The organism is Mesorhizobium sp. M1B.F.Ca.ET.045.04.1.1, assembly GCF_003952465.1.
Lineage (GTDB): Bacteria > Pseudomonadota > Alphaproteobacteria > Rhizobiales > Rhizobiaceae > Mesorhizobium > Mesorhizobium shonense.
In genome coordinates, this window is sequence record NZ_CP034448.1 from 3,759,274 (window position 1) to 3,774,890 (window position 15,617).

The 15,617-nt window shown below is 64.3% G+C and carries 14 protein-coding genes; 11 read left to right on the plus strand and 3 right to left on the minus strand.

All coding sequences use genetic code 11. The features are described 5' to 3' along the window. Window positions 1-65: 65 nt before the first annotated feature. Window positions 66-1,292, minus strand: coding sequence for a CmpA/NrtA family ABC transporter substrate-binding protein (locus tag EJ071_RS18310; protein ID WP_126099099.1), 1,227 nt, complete (start codon window positions 1,290-1,292; stop codon window positions 66-68). Continuing rightward, the gene (locus EJ071_RS18315) at window positions 1,289-1,891 is read right to left on the minus strand and encodes an ANTAR domain-containing response regulator (protein ID WP_126099100.1); all 603 of its coding nucleotides are present in this window, start codon (window positions 1,889-1,891) and stop codon (window positions 1,289-1,291) included. Before EJ071_RS18315 ends, EJ071_RS18310 begins: the two co-directional genes overlap by 4 nt. A gap of 276 nt (window positions 1,892-2,167) precedes the next feature. Between EJ071_RS18315 and EJ071_RS18320 the strand changes: the two genes are divergently transcribed. From EJ071_RS18320 to otsB, 11 genes are all read left to right on the plus strand, one after another. Then, the gene (locus tag EJ071_RS18320) at window positions 2,168-3,046 is read left to right on the plus strand and encodes an AraC family transcriptional regulator (RefSeq protein ID WP_126099101.1); all 879 of its coding nucleotides are present in this window, start codon (window positions 2,168-2,170) and stop codon (window positions 3,044-3,046) included. Between the two features lie 225 nt (window positions 3,047-3,271). Next, window positions 3,272-4,339: a sugar ABC transporter substrate-binding protein gene (locus tag EJ071_RS18325; RefSeq protein WP_126099102.1), complete on the plus strand. Its 1,068-nt coding sequence runs from the start codon at window positions 3,272-3,274 to the stop codon at window positions 4,337-4,339. Window positions 4,340-4,501: 162 nt separating this feature from the next. Next, entirely contained in the window at window positions 4,502-5,314 is an 813-nt protein-coding gene (locus tag EJ071_RS18330) for an ATP-binding cassette domain-containing protein (RefSeq protein WP_126099103.1), read from the plus strand. After that, window positions 5,311-6,564 carry a sugar ABC transporter permease gene (locus EJ071_RS18335; protein ID WP_126099104.1) on the plus strand — a complete coding sequence of 418 codons (1,254 nt, stop codon included), beginning with the start codon at window positions 5,311-5,313 and terminating at the stop codon, window positions 6,562-6,564. Before EJ071_RS18330 ends, EJ071_RS18335 begins: the two co-directional genes overlap by 4 nt. 22 nt (window positions 6,565-6,586) lie before the next feature. Beyond that, window positions 6,587-7,315, plus strand: coding sequence for an SDR family oxidoreductase (locus EJ071_RS18340; RefSeq protein ID WP_126099105.1), 729 nt, complete (start codon window positions 6,587-6,589; stop codon window positions 7,313-7,315). A gap of 35 nt (window positions 7,316-7,350) precedes the next feature. Beyond that, on the plus strand, window positions 7,351-8,109 hold the full coding sequence (locus EJ071_RS18345; protein WP_126099106.1) for a glucose 1-dehydrogenase: 759 nt from the start codon (window positions 7,351-7,353) through the stop codon (window positions 8,107-8,109). Between the two features lie 40 nt (window positions 8,110-8,149). Then, window positions 8,150-8,920 carry an L-iditol 2-dehydrogenase gene (locus EJ071_RS18350; protein ID WP_126099107.1) on the plus strand — a complete coding sequence of 257 codons (771 nt, stop codon included), beginning with the start codon at window positions 8,150-8,152 and terminating at the stop codon, window positions 8,918-8,920. Window positions 8,921-9,015: 95 nt separating this feature from the next. Beyond that, complete coding sequence (locus EJ071_RS18355) at window positions 9,016-10,074, plus strand: glycosyltransferase family 4 protein (protein WP_126099108.1); 1,059 nt, start codon at window positions 9,016-9,018, stop codon at window positions 10,072-10,074. A gap of 40 nt (window positions 10,075-10,114) precedes the next feature. Continuing rightward, window positions 10,115-12,277 (plus strand): amylo-alpha-1,6-glucosidase, encoded by a 2,163-nt coding sequence (locus EJ071_RS18360; protein ID WP_126099109.1) that lies wholly within the window; start codon window positions 10,115-10,117, stop codon window positions 12,275-12,277. A 253-nt stretch (window positions 12,278-12,530) separates the two neighbouring features. Next, on the plus strand, window positions 12,531-14,324 hold the full coding sequence (locus EJ071_RS18365) for a trehalose-6-phosphate synthase (protein ID WP_126099110.1): 1,794 nt from the start codon (window positions 12,531-12,533) through the stop codon (window positions 14,322-14,324). After that, window positions 14,321-15,100, plus strand: coding sequence for a trehalose-phosphatase (gene otsB, locus EJ071_RS18370; protein WP_126099111.1), 780 nt, complete (start codon window positions 14,321-14,323; stop codon window positions 15,098-15,100). Before EJ071_RS18365 ends, otsB begins: the two co-directional genes overlap by 4 nt. Before the next feature lie 97 nt (window positions 15,101-15,197). On the opposite strand, the gene EJ071_RS18375 is transcribed toward otsB, so the two are convergent. Then, the gene (locus EJ071_RS18375; protein WP_126099112.1) at window positions 15,198-15,503 is read right to left on the minus strand and encodes a hypothetical protein; all 306 of its coding nucleotides are present in this window, start codon (window positions 15,501-15,503) and stop codon (window positions 15,198-15,200) included. Window positions 15,504-15,617 lie beyond the last annotated feature (114 nt).

Sequence of the window (15,617 nt, forward strand, 5' to 3'; positions counted from 1 at the left end):
GATTGCCCATTAGCGCAAGCGCGCGCACAATTATTGTGCAGTGCACAAGAGTGGCGCGAAAATAATCAGGCTCGTTTTTGCCCGGCAATGTAGGCGTCGATCCGGTCGGGATCGAAGATCTGGCCGTCGAAAAATCCGTCCGGGCCAAGGACAAGGCTCGCCCCCGCCGAACCGACCGGCGTCGCGACCTTCAGCGCGCCCTCGACCTTGGCATTGGCGCCGGGGAGCGCCACGCCGAGCGGCTTAAGCGCCGAGCGGTAGAGGTCGGGCCGATAGCAGTCGCGGGCGATCGCCAGGTTTTGCGGCGTATGCGGCAATTGTCCCCAGCGCACCATCTGCGTGTAGAACCAGAGCGCATGACTCTTCCAGGGAAAATTCGCCGCCTTGTCGAAGGGCAGGAAGAAATCCTCGACGCGCCGTTCCGCGCCGCCACCTAGTTGAAGCTGTCCGGTGAGAACCGGCATCTGGATCGCCTCCGGCTGCCCGAGGAAGGCGTATCTGGCCATCAGCGCCGCCAACTCGCCGCGGTTTGCCGGATCCTGGCACCAGCGGGCGGAGTGATGCAGTGCTCTCAACAGCGCCGCCAGCGCTTCCGGGTTCTCCTCGGCCCAGGCCCTGCGCACGCCAATCACCTTTTCCGGGCTGTTGCGCCACAGCAGCGCCTTGACGGTGACGATACGACCGGTGCCGGCGGCGACGGCAGCGCTGTTCCAGGGCTCGCCGACGCAATAGCCGTCGATGCGGCCGGCGGCGAGCGCGTCCGCCATGAACGGCGGCGGTACGATGACGATCTCGATATCGCGATCGGGATCGACGCCGCAGGCGGCGAGCCAATAGCGCAGCTCGTAATTGTGCCCGGAATGCGGATGCACGACCGCGAAGCGCAGCGGCTCGCGGCCGGCCCGCTCGCGGATCAGCGCGCCGAGCGCCGTGCCGGCACGAGCCGGATCGAGGTCAGGCGTGGCTCCGTTCGCCGCCATGCCTTGCCAAACCGCATTGGAGACGGTGATGCAGTTGCCGCCGAGTCCTAGCGAGAAGGGCACAATGGTCTCGGAGGCAAGCGGCGTGAGGCCGAAGCTGCAGGCGAGCGGCATCGGTCCCAGCATATGCGCCACGTCGAAATGGCCGATGGCGATACGGTCGCGGATGTTGGCCCAGGAGGTCTCGCGCTGCAACTTGAGCTCGATGCCCTCGCGGGCGGCAAAGCCCATCTCGCCGGCCGCGACCAGGACGGCGCTGTCGAAGAGCGGCATGAAGCCGGCAGTGACCTGGTGCGAGGCAGTCGTGCTCATTCGCCCTCCAGCGGTCCAAGCAATCCCGCCGCGGTCACCAGGCTCTGGGCGATCTCGGCGATCTTGCGGTTCTGGTTCATGGCGGTCTTGCGCAGAAGCGCGTAGGCCGCCTCTTCGCTCAGCCCGCGCGACTTCATCAATATGCCCTTGGCCCGATCGACGACCTTGCGGTTCTCCAACTCGCTGCGCGCCTCCTCCAGTTCGCGCGCCATGCGCGAGAAGGCATTGAAGCGGCTGATCGCCATGTCGAGGATCGGCTTGATGCGCTCCTTCTTCAGCCCGTCGACGACATAGGCGGACACGCCCGCATCGACGGCCGCCTCGATCGAGGCCTGGTCGGAGCGGTCGACGAACATGGCGATCGGCCGTTTCACCGCGCGCGACAGCTGGAACATGTTCTCCAGCATGTCGCGGTTTGGATTTTCGAGATCGATGACGATGACGTCCGGCTCGATCTCGGCGATGCGCCGGGCGATGCCGGCCACGTCATGGACCACCGTGACATGGCGATGGCCGGCGTCCCGCAATCCGGCCTCGATGATCGAGGCGCGGATGCGGTTCTCGTCGATAACAAGGATGGTCAACGAACCGGCGGACATGCGCCTATTGTGCAGTCGAACCGAAATTGTGCAATGCGGCAGCGTGGTCCGAAGCGAACTTTCCCGCGCTCATGCGCCGTTGGCCAATCCCGAACGTTCGCGGCGTCTAATTTTCGAAGATGCGATCTTCGTGGCCCAAAATGGTCAAAAACGTATCAGTCAACGCGGCGTGGCGAGGTGGCGGACCTGCTTGGCCGCGGTTATCCTGACCCTAGATGAGCCAAACAACGGCCGCGGTTCGAAGGCTGAAGCACCCGACAGCCTCCGGGAGGAAGCATGGGACCCGATCTGGAAGTCATACAGATAAGGCCTGGCGAGTCATTCGCGGTGAAGTGGCACGGTTATCCGTATCATACGGTGCGCTGGCACTTTCATCCCGAATACGAGCTGCACCAGATCGTCGCGACCAAGGGCCGCTATTTCGTCGGCGACTTCATCGGCGAGTTCGAGATCGGCAATCTCGTGCTCACCGGCCCCAACCTGCCGCACAACTGGATCAGCGAGGTTCCGGAGTCGGTTCCATTGCGCTGCAGGCTGATCCAGTTCAGCGAGGAATTCATCGGCGGCGCGATCACGACTTTTCCGGAGCTCGGCGCAGTCTCGCCGCTGCTCGATCTGGCGCGGCGCGGCGTCCTGTTCGGCAAAGGCGTGAGCAGACAGGTGATGCCGTTGCTGGCGGAGATCACGCATGCCTACGGCGTGCACCGGATCAGCCTGTTCATGTCGATCATGGAAGCGCTGAGCCGCGAGACCTCGCCGCGCGTGCTCGCCAGCGAAAACTACCTGCCTGACCCGTCGGGCTACATGTCGGCCGGCATGAACCAGGCGCTGGCCTATATCCGCGAGAACCTGACCCACCAATTCAACGAAGGCGACCTCGCGGCAATCGCGGGCCAGACGCCGAGCGCGTTTTCGCGATCGTTTCGCAAGCACACCGGCATGTCGCTGCTGCATTACATCAAGCGCCTGCGCATCAATCTCGCCTGCCAGATCCTGATGAGCGACGAGCAGGCGCAGATTTCCGATATCTGCTTCGAGGTCGGCTTCAACAACCTGTCGAACTTCAACCGCCAGTTCCTGGCCGAGAAGGGCATGCCGCCTTCGCAGTTCAGACGATTGGTTGCGGACAATTTCGCGGCCGCGCGCGCCGCATAGAAAGGAGTTTGGGAGGAAAAACAAGCCTAAGCAAGAATCAAGACGAAGCGATGGGTCGCGCGAGCGAACCAGCGACGGACGAGCATTGCCTCGTGTCATGCCAGCGGGAGGAAGTCGTTAGGCTGCTGCACGAGTTCGCTAGACTTCCGATCGGGCGACACGAGCAGACATCCATAGCCCGATGTCGAGGTCGTTACATCAAACAATGGGAATGGAGAAGACCTTATGTCCAGATACATGTCCAGATTGGCCGCGGCCGCTATGGCCGTCTCGAGCCTTGCTCTCGGCGCGACGTTTGCCAATGCGCAAGATATTGCCGGTTCCACCGTCGCGTTCCTGATGCCCGACCAGGGCTCGACGCGTTACGAAGAGCACGATCATCCCGGCTTCGTCGCCGAAATGAAGAAGCTCTGCGACAGCTGCAAGGTGCTCTACCTCAACGCCGACGCCGACGTCACCAAGCAGCAGCAGCAGTTCAATTCGGTGATCACCCAGGGCGCCAAGGTGATCGTGCTCGATCCGGTCGATTCCGCGGCAGCGGCGTCGCTGGTGCACAACGCGCAGGCGCAAGGGGTCAAGGTCATCGCCTATGACCGGCCGATCCCGGACACCAAGGCCGATTTCTACGTGTCGTTCGACAACAAGGCCATCGGCAAGGCGATCGCCGCCTCGCTGGTCGAGCATCTCAAAGCGAAGGGAGTGTCGAGCGACGGCGATGTCGGCGTGCTGCAGATCAACGGCTCCCCGACCGACGCCGCGGCGGGCCTGATCAAGGACGGCATCCATGAAGGCCTCAAGACCGGCAGCTACAAGACCCTGGCCGAGTTCGACACGCCGAACTGGGCGCCGTCGAATGCCCAGCAATGGGCGGCGGGGCAGATCTCGCGCTTCGGCAACAAGATCGTCGGCGTGGTCGCCGCCAATGACGGCACCGGCGGCGGCGCCATCGCCGCGTTCAAGGCCGCCGGCGTCGATCCGGTACCGACGGTGACCGGCAACGATGCCACCATCGCCGCCTTGCAGCTCATCATTGCCGGCGACCAGTACAACACTATTTCCAAGCCGAGCGAAATCGTCGCCGCGGCGGCGGCCAACGTTGCGGTGCAGCTTCTCAAGGGCGAGACGCCGAAAGCCGAGACGACGCTCTACGACACGCCCTCGAAGCTCTTCGTGCCGGCGGTGGTGACGCAGGAGAACCTCAAGGCCGAGATCATCGACAAGAAGATCCAGACCGCAGCCCAGCTCTGCACCGACCGCTACGCCGAAGGCTGCAAGAAGCTCGGTATTGAATAAGGAGCAATGCCGCCTGGCGGCATTGTCTCGAGAGCGATGCGGCGCAGCCGTGTCGATGGCGATATACTCGGCACGTCGCCTACGCAGGCAGCCGGGCGTGTCCGGCCGCTACCTCCTGGCGGCCGGACATACCGAACCAAACGCGGGAAGAGTAACAGCGCCATGGCAATACCCGACACGCCGTCCACGACAAGCCGCCAGCCGGTGCTCAGCCTGCGCGGCATCTCGAAGAATTTCGGAGCGGTGTCGGCGCTCACCGATGTCGATCTCGACATCAACGCCGGGGAGATCGTCGCCCTGGTCGGCGACAACGGCGCCGGCAAGTCGACGCTGGTGAAGATCCTCGCCGGCGCGCATATGCCGAGCTCCGGCTCGATCACCTTCGACGGCCAGCCGGTGACATTGGCCAACCCGGCCGCGGCACTAAAACTCGGCATTGCCACCGTTTTCCAGGATCTCGCGCTTTGCGAAAATCTGGATGTCGTGGCCAACATCTTCCTCGGCCGCGAACTTCATCCGCTTCGCCTCGACGAAGTGTCGATGGAGGTCCGCGCCTGGACCCTGCTCAAAGAGCTGTCGGCGCGGATCCCCAGCGTGCGCGAACCGGTGGCGTCGCTGTCGGGCGGCCAGCGGCAGACGGTCGCGATCGCCCGCTCCCTGCTGATGGAACCGAGGGTCATTCTCCTCGACGAACCGACTGCGGCCCTTGGCGTTGCCCAGACTGCCGAGGTGTTGAACCTCATCGAGCGCGTGCGCGACCGCGGGTTGGGCGTCGTCATGATCAGCCACAATATGGAGGATGTGCGCGCCGTGGCCGACCGCATCGTGGTGCTGAGGCTCGGCCGCAACAACGGCATCTTCCTGCCCGGCGCATCCAACCAGGAACTGGTGACCGCGATAACCGGCGCCGACGACAACGCGGTCTCGCGGCGCGGCAGGCGCACAGCCGAGAAGGTGCAGGGAGAACAGCCATGACGACGGCTTCCGATCGCAATCCCGGCGCGCTGCTCGATCGCGGCGACGAGCGGCTGAAGGATCGCAGCGGCGCGAAGGGCGCCATCAGGGGCTTTCTCGACCGCGTCCGGTCCGGCGATCTCGGCTCGCTGCCCGTGGTTGTCGGGCTGGTCCTGATCTGTGCGATCTTCCAGACGCTGAATCCCGTATTCCTGCAGCCGAACAACCTGGTCAACCTTTTGTTCGACTGCTCGACGGTCGGCATCATCTCACTCGGCATCGTCTGCGTTCTGATGGTCGGCGAGATCGACCTGTCCGTCGGCTCCGTCAGCGGCCTGTCTTCCGCGCTGCTCGGCGTGCTTTGGGTCCAGTGGGGCTGGCCGGTCGCGCTTGCCATCGTGGCGGCGATGGCGGTCGGGTTCGTGACCGGCTGCGTCTATGCGCTGCTGCTCAACCGGCTGGGCATGCCGAGCTTCGTGTCGACGCTCTCCGGCTTGCTCGCCTTCCTCGGCCTGCAGCTCTACATCCTCGGCCCGACCGGCTCGATCAACCTGCCTTACGATTCGCCGCTGGTGAATTTCGGCCAGCTTCTGGTGATGCCGCATTGGGTGTCGTACACCTTGGCCGTTGTGCCCGGCGTGCTCGCCTTGCTGCTCGGCTACCGCAAGGCGCAGCGTCGCCAGGCCGCCGGACTGTCGTCGCGTTCGTTCGGCGGGCTTCTGCTCCAGGCCGTTGTGATCACCGTCGCGCTCGAGCTGGTGACTTATTACCTCAACCAGTCGCGCGGCGTGCCCTGGATGTTCGCCTTGTTCGTCGGCCTGGTCGTGGCGATGAACTATGCGCTGAAGCGGACCCAGTGGGGCCGCTCGATGACCGCCGTGGGCGGCAACCGCGAGGCGGCGCGACGCGCCGGCATCAATGTGCGGCTGATCTACGCCAGCGCCTTCGCGCTCTGCGCCACGCTGGCGGCGACCGGCGGCCTGCTGTCCGCCGCACGTCTCGCCACCGCCAGCCAGCAGGCCGGCACAGGCGACGTCAACCTCAACGCCATCGCGGCGGCCGTCATCGGCGGCACCAGCCTGTTCGGCGGCCGCGGCAGCGCCTACTCGGCGCTGCTCGGCATAATCGTCATCCAGTCCATCGCAAGCGGCCTGACGCTGCTCGATCTGTCATCCTCGCTCCGGTACATGATCACCGGCTGCGTGCTGGCGATCGCGGTCATCGTCGATTCTCTCGCCCGCCGCTCGCGCGTCTCACACGGCCGCGCCTGACGGCTCATCGAAGAGGATCGCAATGTCTGAAAGTCTCTCCGGCAAGGTTGCCGCAATCACTGGCGCTGCCTCGGGCATCGGGCTGGAATGCGCCCGCGCCATGCTCGCCGCCGGCGCGAAGGTCGTCCTGGTCGATCGGGCCGAGGATCGCCTGAAGGCGCTCGTCGCGGAGCTCGGCGACAATGCTTCAGCGGTGGTCACCGACCTGCTCGACCCGTCGAGCGTCGATCGCATGATGCCCGAGATCCTGGAAAAGGCCGGCCGGCTCGACATCTTCCATGCCAATGCCGGCGCCTATGTCGGCGGCGAGGTGGCGTCCGGCGATCCCGACCAGTGGGACAGGATGCTCAACCTCAATATCAACGCCGTGTTCCGTACGGTGCACGCCGTGCTGCCGCACATGATCGAGAAGAAAAGCGGCGACATCATCGTCACCAGCTCCGTCGCCGGTTTCGTTCCTGTGGTCTGGGAGCCGATCTACACCGCGTCGAAATTCGCCGTGCAGGCCTTCGTCCACACGGTCCGCCGCCAGGTGCTGAAGCACGGCATCCGCGTCGGCGCCGTCGCGCCCGGTCCCGTGGTGACGGCGCTGCTCAGCGACTGGCCGAAGGCCAAGATGGAAGAAGCGCTGGCCGCCGGCAGCCTGATGGAGCCGAAGGAAGTGGCCGACGCCGTGCTCTTCATGCTGACGCGGCCGCGCAACGTCACCATCCGCGACCTCGTCATCCTGCCGCAGAGCGTGGACATCTGAGCCGTCCTCCAACTCCGGACGATGGAACGACAATCATGATCCTCGACCGCTTCCGACTGGACGGCAAGGTTGCGCTGGTGACCGGCGGCACGCGTGGCATCGGCCTTGCCATCGCCAAGGCGCTCGGGGAAGCGGGAGCGCGCGTCGTCGTTGCGGGCCGGACCATGAAGGATGATGCGCGGCAGGAGCTTGCGGGCCTCGCCTTCGATTTCCTCGCCGCCGAAATGCTGGACGAGAAGGCGCCGGACCGGCTTGTCGCCGATACGCTCGCCAAGGCGGGCCGGCTCGACATCCTGGTCAACAGCGCCGGGATCGCCGTGCATGGCGACAGCGGCGACTATCCGGAGGACATCTGGCGGCAGACGATGGCGATCAATGTCGATGCCGTGTTCCGGTGTTGCCGGGCGGCGTTAGCGCCGATGCGGCGCCAGCGCGGCGGCGTGATCCTCAATGTCGGCTCGATCTCCGGCATCGTCTCCAACGTTCCGCAGAACCAGGTCGCCTACAACAGCTCCAAGGCGGCCGTGCACATGATGACCAAGAGCCTCGCCAGCGAGCTCGCGGCCGAGAATATCCGCGTCAATGCCGTCGCGCCCGGCTATATCGAGACCGATCTTTCGCGCGGCGGCATCGAAAATCCTGAATGGTTCCCGATCTGGCGCGGCATGACGCCGATGGGTCGCGTCGGCCAGCCGGAGGAGGTTGCCTCGGCAGCACTTTTTCTGTGCTCTCCTGCATCGAGCTATGTGACCGGCGAGGTGCTGGTCATCGATGGCGGCTATACGACGCGCTGAGATGGGCGTTGAGACAGGGCGCTGAGACAGGAGAGCAGGCATGAAACTCAAGGACAAGATCGCCGTCGTCACCGGCGGCGCGCAAGGCATCGGGGCGGCCATCGTGCGCGGCTTCGTCGATGAAGGCGCTCACGTCGTCATCGCCGACATGGCCGCAGACAAAGCGGAAGCGCTGGCGCGCGAACTCGGCGGCAAGGCGACCGCCGTCCGGCTCGACGTGCGCGATCTCGCCTCGATCGAAGCGATGGTCGATACGGTGACACGGACGCATGGCGGCATCGACATCCTGGTCAACAATGCCGCCGTCTTCGACATGGGGCCGCTGCTGGAAATATCGGAGGGGAGTTTCGACCTCCAATTCTCGGTCAACGTGAAGGGCCTGTTGTTCACGCTGCAGGCGGTGGCCAAGCGCATGGTCGCGCAAGGGCGGCGCGGCAAGATCATCAACATGGCTTCACAGGCTGGACGGCGCGGCGAGGCGCTGGTCGCCGTCTACTGCGCGACCAAGGCCGCCGTGATCAGCATCACCCAATCGGCGGGCCTTGCGCTCATCAAGCACGGCATCAACGTCAACGGCATTGCGCCAGGCGTGGTCGACACGCCGATGTGGGACCAGGTCGACGCGCTGTTCGCGCGCTACGAGAACCTGCCGGTCGGCGAGAAGAAGCGGCAGGTCGGGCTGGCGGTGCCGGCCGGACGCATGGGCGATCCCGACGACTACCGGGGCGCTGCCGTTTTCCTGGCGTCGAGCGATGCCGACTATGTCGTGGCGCAGACGCTCAATGTCGACGGCGGCAACTGGATGAGCTGATCGGCAGAAGCTGGAGGGGCCGGCCGCTGCCGATTGAGAGGAACGATCTCGCGGCTGACGCATTTTGGTTTCCGTCAATAGTTTTGAGGGAATCCATGCGCATTGCCCACGTCGCGCCGCTCTATGAATCCGTCCCCCCGAGATTTTATGGCGGCACCGAGCGCATCGTCTCCTATCTCACCGAAGCGCTGGTGGAACTGGGGCACGATGTGACGCTGTTCGCGAGCGGCGACAGCGAGACCTCGGCGCGGCTGGTGCCCGGCCGCGACCAGGCGATCCGGCTTGATCCGCGGCCGAAGAAATCGGAGATCGCGGCGCATATGGCGATGCTCTGCGATGTGCGCGAGCGGGCCAGCGAGTTCGACGTCATCCATTTCCATCTCAGCCATTTCGTGCATTTTCCGTTCTTCGAGCACATGGCGGAACGAACGGTGACGACGCCGCATGGCAGGCTCGACTATGTCGACCTGGCGCCGGCATACAAGCGCTTCCCGCGCTTTCCGATGATCTCCATCTCGCACAGCCAGAAGCGGGGGTTGCCCGACGCCAACTGGCTGGCGACGATCCATCACGGGATTCCGGTCGACGCCTATCCGCCGACCTATGACCCATCGACCGAAGAGCCGTACCTAGCCTTCCTCGGGCGACTGTCTCGCGACAAGCGACCGGATCGGGCGATCGAGATCGCGCGGCGTTCAGGATTGAAGCTGAAGCTGGCGGCCAAGATCGGCGACGACGATCGCGCCTATTTTCACGACGAGATCGAGGCGCTCATCGACGGCAACCGCGTCGACTATGTCGGCGAGATCGCGGAAGATGAGAAGGCTGGGTTCCTCGGCAACGCCGCGGGCCTCCTGTTTCCGATCGACTGGCCGGAGCCGTTCGGCCTGGCTCCGGTCGAGGCCATGGCTTGCGGCACGCCGGTGATCGCCTGGAATTGCGGTGCCTTGCCGGAGATCATCGATCGGGGGGTGACGGGCTTTGTCGTCGATACGGTTGACGATGCGGTCGCGGCGGTGCCCACGCTTCTGAAGCTTGACCGGAGGCAGGTGAGGGCAGTCTTCGAAAAGCGTTTTTCGGTCATCAGGATGGCGCGCGACTATCAAGCCGCCTATATGCGGCTGATCGGCATCCCGGAGGCGAGAGCCTCCTGATCGGCATTGTCTTACGGGCGGGACAAACGAGAGGTGACGAATGATGGAGCTCGACGAGCGCAAGCTCGATCCCGCGGTGGCTCTTGCCTCGCTCGACGAAACGGCGCCGCGGGAGCCGCATCGGCTGTTCGCGCTCAAGCAGGGCGACTGTTTTGCCGTCACGGACGCCTATGGCGACATCCGGGGCGCCGGCGACGGTTTCTTTCGCGACGATACGCGCGTGCTTTCCGAATTCCGCCTGACGGTCGGCGGCAGGCCGATGTCGCTGCTTGGCGCCTCGCTCAGTCAGGACAACGTGCTGTTCACCAGCAACCTGACCAACCTGCCGATCCAGAGCGCCGCCGGCCGCGACATTCCGCAGGGCGCGATCCACATCGAGCGCGTCAGGCTGATCTGGCAGGACCGGCTGTTCGATCGAATCACGCTTTCCAATTACAGCCGGGAGCATTCGACCATTGCCGTCTCGTTGCATTTCGCCGCCGATTTCCGCGACATGTTCGAGGTGCGCGGCTCGACGCGGCCGAAGCGCGGAACGGTCCATGTCGCCAAGACCGACAAGGCATCGGTGCTGCTCGGCTATGACGGCCTCGACGGCTTGCCGCGCCTGTCGGCGATCTCCTTTTCGCAAGCCCCCGACCAGTTGAGCGACAATCGTGCCGACTTCCTGATCGCGGTCACCAAGCGCAGCAGCAAGGTGCTTTATGTCGAAGTCGGCCCGGAGGTCGCCGACATACCCGGGCGCGACCGCTTCCGTGCCGCCGCGGCCCGCGCGCGTTTCGGCATGCGCGCCAAGCGCCGGCATGGCGCCACGGTGCACAGTTCCGGCCGTGTCTTCAACGACTGGGTCGAGCGCGCACGCGCCGATGTCGCGCTGCTCACCACCGAGCTCTCGACCGGACCCTATCCCTACGCAGGCATTCCGTGGTTCTCGACGGCCTTCGGCCGCGACGGCGTGATCTCGGGGCTACAGATGCTGTGGCTCAATCCGGGCCTGGCGCGCGGCGTGCTGGCGTTTCTTGCCGAGCATCAGGCGACGGAGACGTCGCCCTTCATCGATTCGCAGCCGGGCAAGATCATGCACGAGACACGCAAGGGCGAGATGGCGGCGCTGCGCGAGCTCCCCTTCGGCCGCTATTACGGCGGTGTCGACACGACCCCACTCTACATTCATCTCGCCTGCGCCTATGCCGACCGCACCGGCGACATGGCCTTCATCGACACGCTCTGGCCATCGCTCAAGGCGGCCGCCGAGTGGACTGAAGAGGCCAGCCGGGCGACCGGCTTCGTCACCTACCAGCGCGCGGCGGAATCCGGGCTCGCCAACCAGGGCTGGAAGGACAGCATCGATTCGGTCTTCCATGCCGACGGACGTATTCCCAGGGGGCCGATCGCCCTGGTCGAGGTGCAGGGCTATGTCTTTGCCGCCTACCGGGGCCTTGCCGCGCTCGCGCGCCGCCGCGGCGAGTTCGCCGATGCCGAGCATTGGGAGAACCGCGCCGAGGAAATGCGGCTGGCCGTCGAGCGCGACTTCTGGATCGACGATCTGAACTTCTACGCCATCGCGATCGACGGCGAAGGCCAGCCCTGCAAGGTGCGAACGTCAAATGCCGGGCATCTTCTTTATGCCGGGCTGCCCCAGCCGGAGCGCGCCAAGATCGTCGCCGATCAATTGCTGTCGGCTTCCTTCCATTCCGGCTGGGGGCTGAGGACGCTCGCCGACGACGCGATCTTCTTCAACCCGATGTCCTATCACAACGGCTCGATCTGGCCGCACGATACCGCGCTCTGCGGTGTCGGCCTGGCGCGTTACGGCGAGCGCGACAGTGTGGTGCGGCTGATGAGCGGCACCTTCGAGTCAGCCGTGCACTTCAACATGCGGCTGCCGGAATTGTTCTGCGGCTTCATCCGGGCACCAGGCGAAGCGCCGATCGCCTATCCTGTCGCCTGCCTGCCGCAGGCCTGGTCGGCAGGCTCCACCTTCATGCTGATGCAGGCCTGCCTCGGCCTGGAAATCGATGGATGGGAAGGCGAACTGCACGTCACGCGCCCAAGGATGCCGATCGGTATCGACACACTCACGCTCCGGCACCTGACCGTCGGCGACAAATCCGTCGACCTCACGTTCCAGCGAGTCGGCGACCGCGTGGTGGCCTTTCTTTCCGACCGGCATGAGGGCATGGTGCCGCTCATCGTGCGGACTTAGAGCAGTTCAGCGTCCGGCAGGATCATTGAATTGCTCTAATTATTTGTTTTTACGCAATTCCGGATGGAAGGCCGCCCCACGCTTTTCCCGAAATTGCTCAGAGCAGAGTTCCGCAAGCGCGCGTCCGATAATCGAAAAATGTCGGAACCGACGACCGGGTTATGCGTTTGCAAACTCGTACCGGCCTACCGGTCCGCAGCCGGCAAGAACGAAAAACAAAATAGCGGACAGCCGGAGGCAGCCTGGCATTTCAATGACACAATATGGCGTCGACTTTTTGTGGGTTCTCATCCTCGCAAGTCTCGGACTTTCCGCTCTCGCGATCTTCATTTCAGTATCCCGGCACCGCCGCCAACATTCGAGGGCTGCGAGCATGCCTGGCTCGGGCGATGATGTCGCCTCGGAAGCCGCGCGCAAGGTGATGCGCGAATTCGAGAAGAATGGACAGTCGGTCGACGCTGCCCTGGTGACCTGGTCGCCGGAGACGCTGCGCAAGATCCTCACCGAGGATCTGCCGGACGCACAGGTCATCGTTGTTTCCAACCGCGAGCCCTACATCCACAACGAGAACAAGAAAGGCGATGTCGAACTCGTCGTGCCGGCGAGCGGACTGGTTTCGGCGCTGGAGCCGATCACGCGCGCCTGCGCCGGCACGTGGATCGCCTATGGCGGCGGCAGCGCCGACCACCTGGTGGTGGACGGGGACGACCGTCTGCAGGTGCCCCCTGGCAATCCCTCATACACGCTGCGCCGGGTCTGGCTGACCGACGAGCAATATCAGGGCTATTATCTCGGCTTTGCCAATGAGGGCCTATGGCCACTTTGCCACATCGCCTTCACGCGACCGATCTTCCGGGATTCCGATTGGGAGGCCTATGAGGCCGTCAACCGCAAATTCGCCGATACGGTGGTCGCCGAGGCCCGCAACGAGTGGCCGATCGTGCTGGTCCAGGACTACCACTTCGCGCTTTTGCCGCGCATGATCCGCGAGCGGCTGCCGGAAGCGATCGTCATCACTTTCTGGCACATTCCATGGCCGAACTCGGAAGTGTTCAGCATCTGCCCGTGGCGCGAGCGCATCCTCGACGGCCTGCTCGGCAGCTCGATCATCGGGTTCCACACCCAGTTCCACGCCAACAATTTCACCGAAAGCGTCGACCGCTTCATGGAGAGCCGGATCGAGCGGGCGGACGCCGCCGTATCCTATGGCGGCCAGACGACGCTGGTGCATGCCTATCCGATCTCGATCGAATGGCCCGTCGAGCTGTTGAAGGCCCTGCCTTCGGTCGAGGAATCCCGACAACACATCCGCGAACGTTTCGGCATTCCGGCCGATGCCAAGCTCAGCGTGGGGGTCGAGCGCCTCGACTACACCAAGGGCATTCTCGACCGGTTTCACGCGCTGGAGGAGCTGTTCATCCGTCACCCGGAAACGATCGGGCAGGTGGTGTTCCTGCAAATCGCCGCACCCAGCCGAGGCACGTTGCCGGCCTACAAACAGTTGCACGAGGAATGCCAGCGCTTTGCCGAGGAGCTCAACGAGCGCTATGGCAACGAAACCTATCGCCCGGTCGTGCTGGTGGCCGAGCATCATTCCCAGAAGGATGTCTACGAAATCTATCGGGCGGCGGACATCTGCCTGGTCACCAGCCTGCATGACGGCATGAACCTCGTCGCCAAGGAATTCGTTGCCTCGCGCGACGACGAGCAAGGCGTGCTTCTGCTCAGCACCTTCGCCGGCGCCTCGCGAGAGCTGCTGGAGGCGCTGATCGTCAACCCTTACGACGCGGCGATGATGAGCGAGGTCATGCTTCAAGCACTCACCATGGGGCCTGACGAACAGCGCGAGCGCATGCGGCGCATGCGCGAAATCGTTCGCGACAACAATGTCTATCGCTGGGCCGGCAGCATGCTGCTCGACGCGGCGCGGCTGAGGAAGCGCGGCGAGCTCGACCGGGTCACCGCATTATCGGAACGGCCCGCGAACACCAACGGCGACAATGTCGTCTCCATATTCGAACGCAAACAGGCAGCCGGGTACCGATGAATATTCAGACAGATTTGACGCCGCGCCTTCCCGACGGCCGGTGGGCGCTCTTCCTCGACATTGACGGCACCCTGCTGGAGCATGCCGCCCACCCGGACAGTGTTTCGGTCAGCGAGGAGCTGCGCCTCCTCCTGGAGACGATCGAACGCCGGCTGGATGGAGCGCTCGCCTTCATCACCGGCCGCTCGATCGCCGCCGTCGATCACCTGTTCGATCCCTTGAGGCTGCGGATCGCCGGCCTCTACGGGTTGGAGCATAGGCTGACGCCGGACGGGCAGATCGAGGCAGCCGATGAGCCAGCGGACATGGCGGCACTTGCCGACGAAATCGAGCTGGAGCTGGCAAGCAAGGCCGTCTATGTCGAGCGCAAGGGGCCGGTGCTGGCCATTCATACAAGGGCGGCGCCGCATTTGCTGGTCCGTGCGACGGAACTGGTCGAGGCAGCGCTTGCCCGGCTGCCGAAAGGCTACCGCGTGATTGCCGGCAATGCGGGTGTCGAGCTGATGCCGCTGGAGGCGGCCAAGGGCGCCGCGATCCGTCGCTTCATGCAGCTCGATCCGTTCACCGGCCGGCGTCCGGTATTCCTCGGCGACGACACGTCCGACGAAAACGGTTTTGAGACCGTCAATGCCGCGGGCGGGATTTCGATCCGCGTGAAGCCGCAGGGCGAGACCGCGGCACGCTTTGCCATTGCCGACGTCGCCAGCGCGATCGCCTGGCTCGAGGCGAATTTCAACGACGCTGAACAGGCGGACCGCGGCGATCTCGTTGCCTAATGGCCTAATGGCTGGTGCTGGCCATCCGTGATCATGATGATGCATTGAAAAACGGCCCCGCGAACGAGGCCGTATCATGTGTGCCTATGGCGACCGGTTACTTGCTGCCGCCGTTTTCTTTGACGCTGCTGCAGAACTCCGGATGGGTGTTGGCTGCATTGGCGTTCTTGGCCTCGTCGGCGCATGCGGTCATCATCGCCGTTTGATCCTCCGGCGACATGGCCTTCCAAGCCTTCACGAAGGCGTCCTTGCTGACCATCGTCTTCATGCTGGAGTCGGTGTAGAAAGGCTGCATCTTGGCCGGGTCGTCGAGCGCCGACGTGCCGGTCTGCCCGGCGGCGAGAGCCGAGCCGGTGACCATCGAAAGCGCCATGGCGCCGAAGCAGATCATCTTGATGCTCACGGTATCATCCTCCTGTTGCTTGGATCGTAGAAGCAACGATCGAAAGGCAAACGACAGGTCGGGATGAAGGTTCCGGATTTGGGGTCATCAGAGCAAAATATTGCCGGTAAAAAC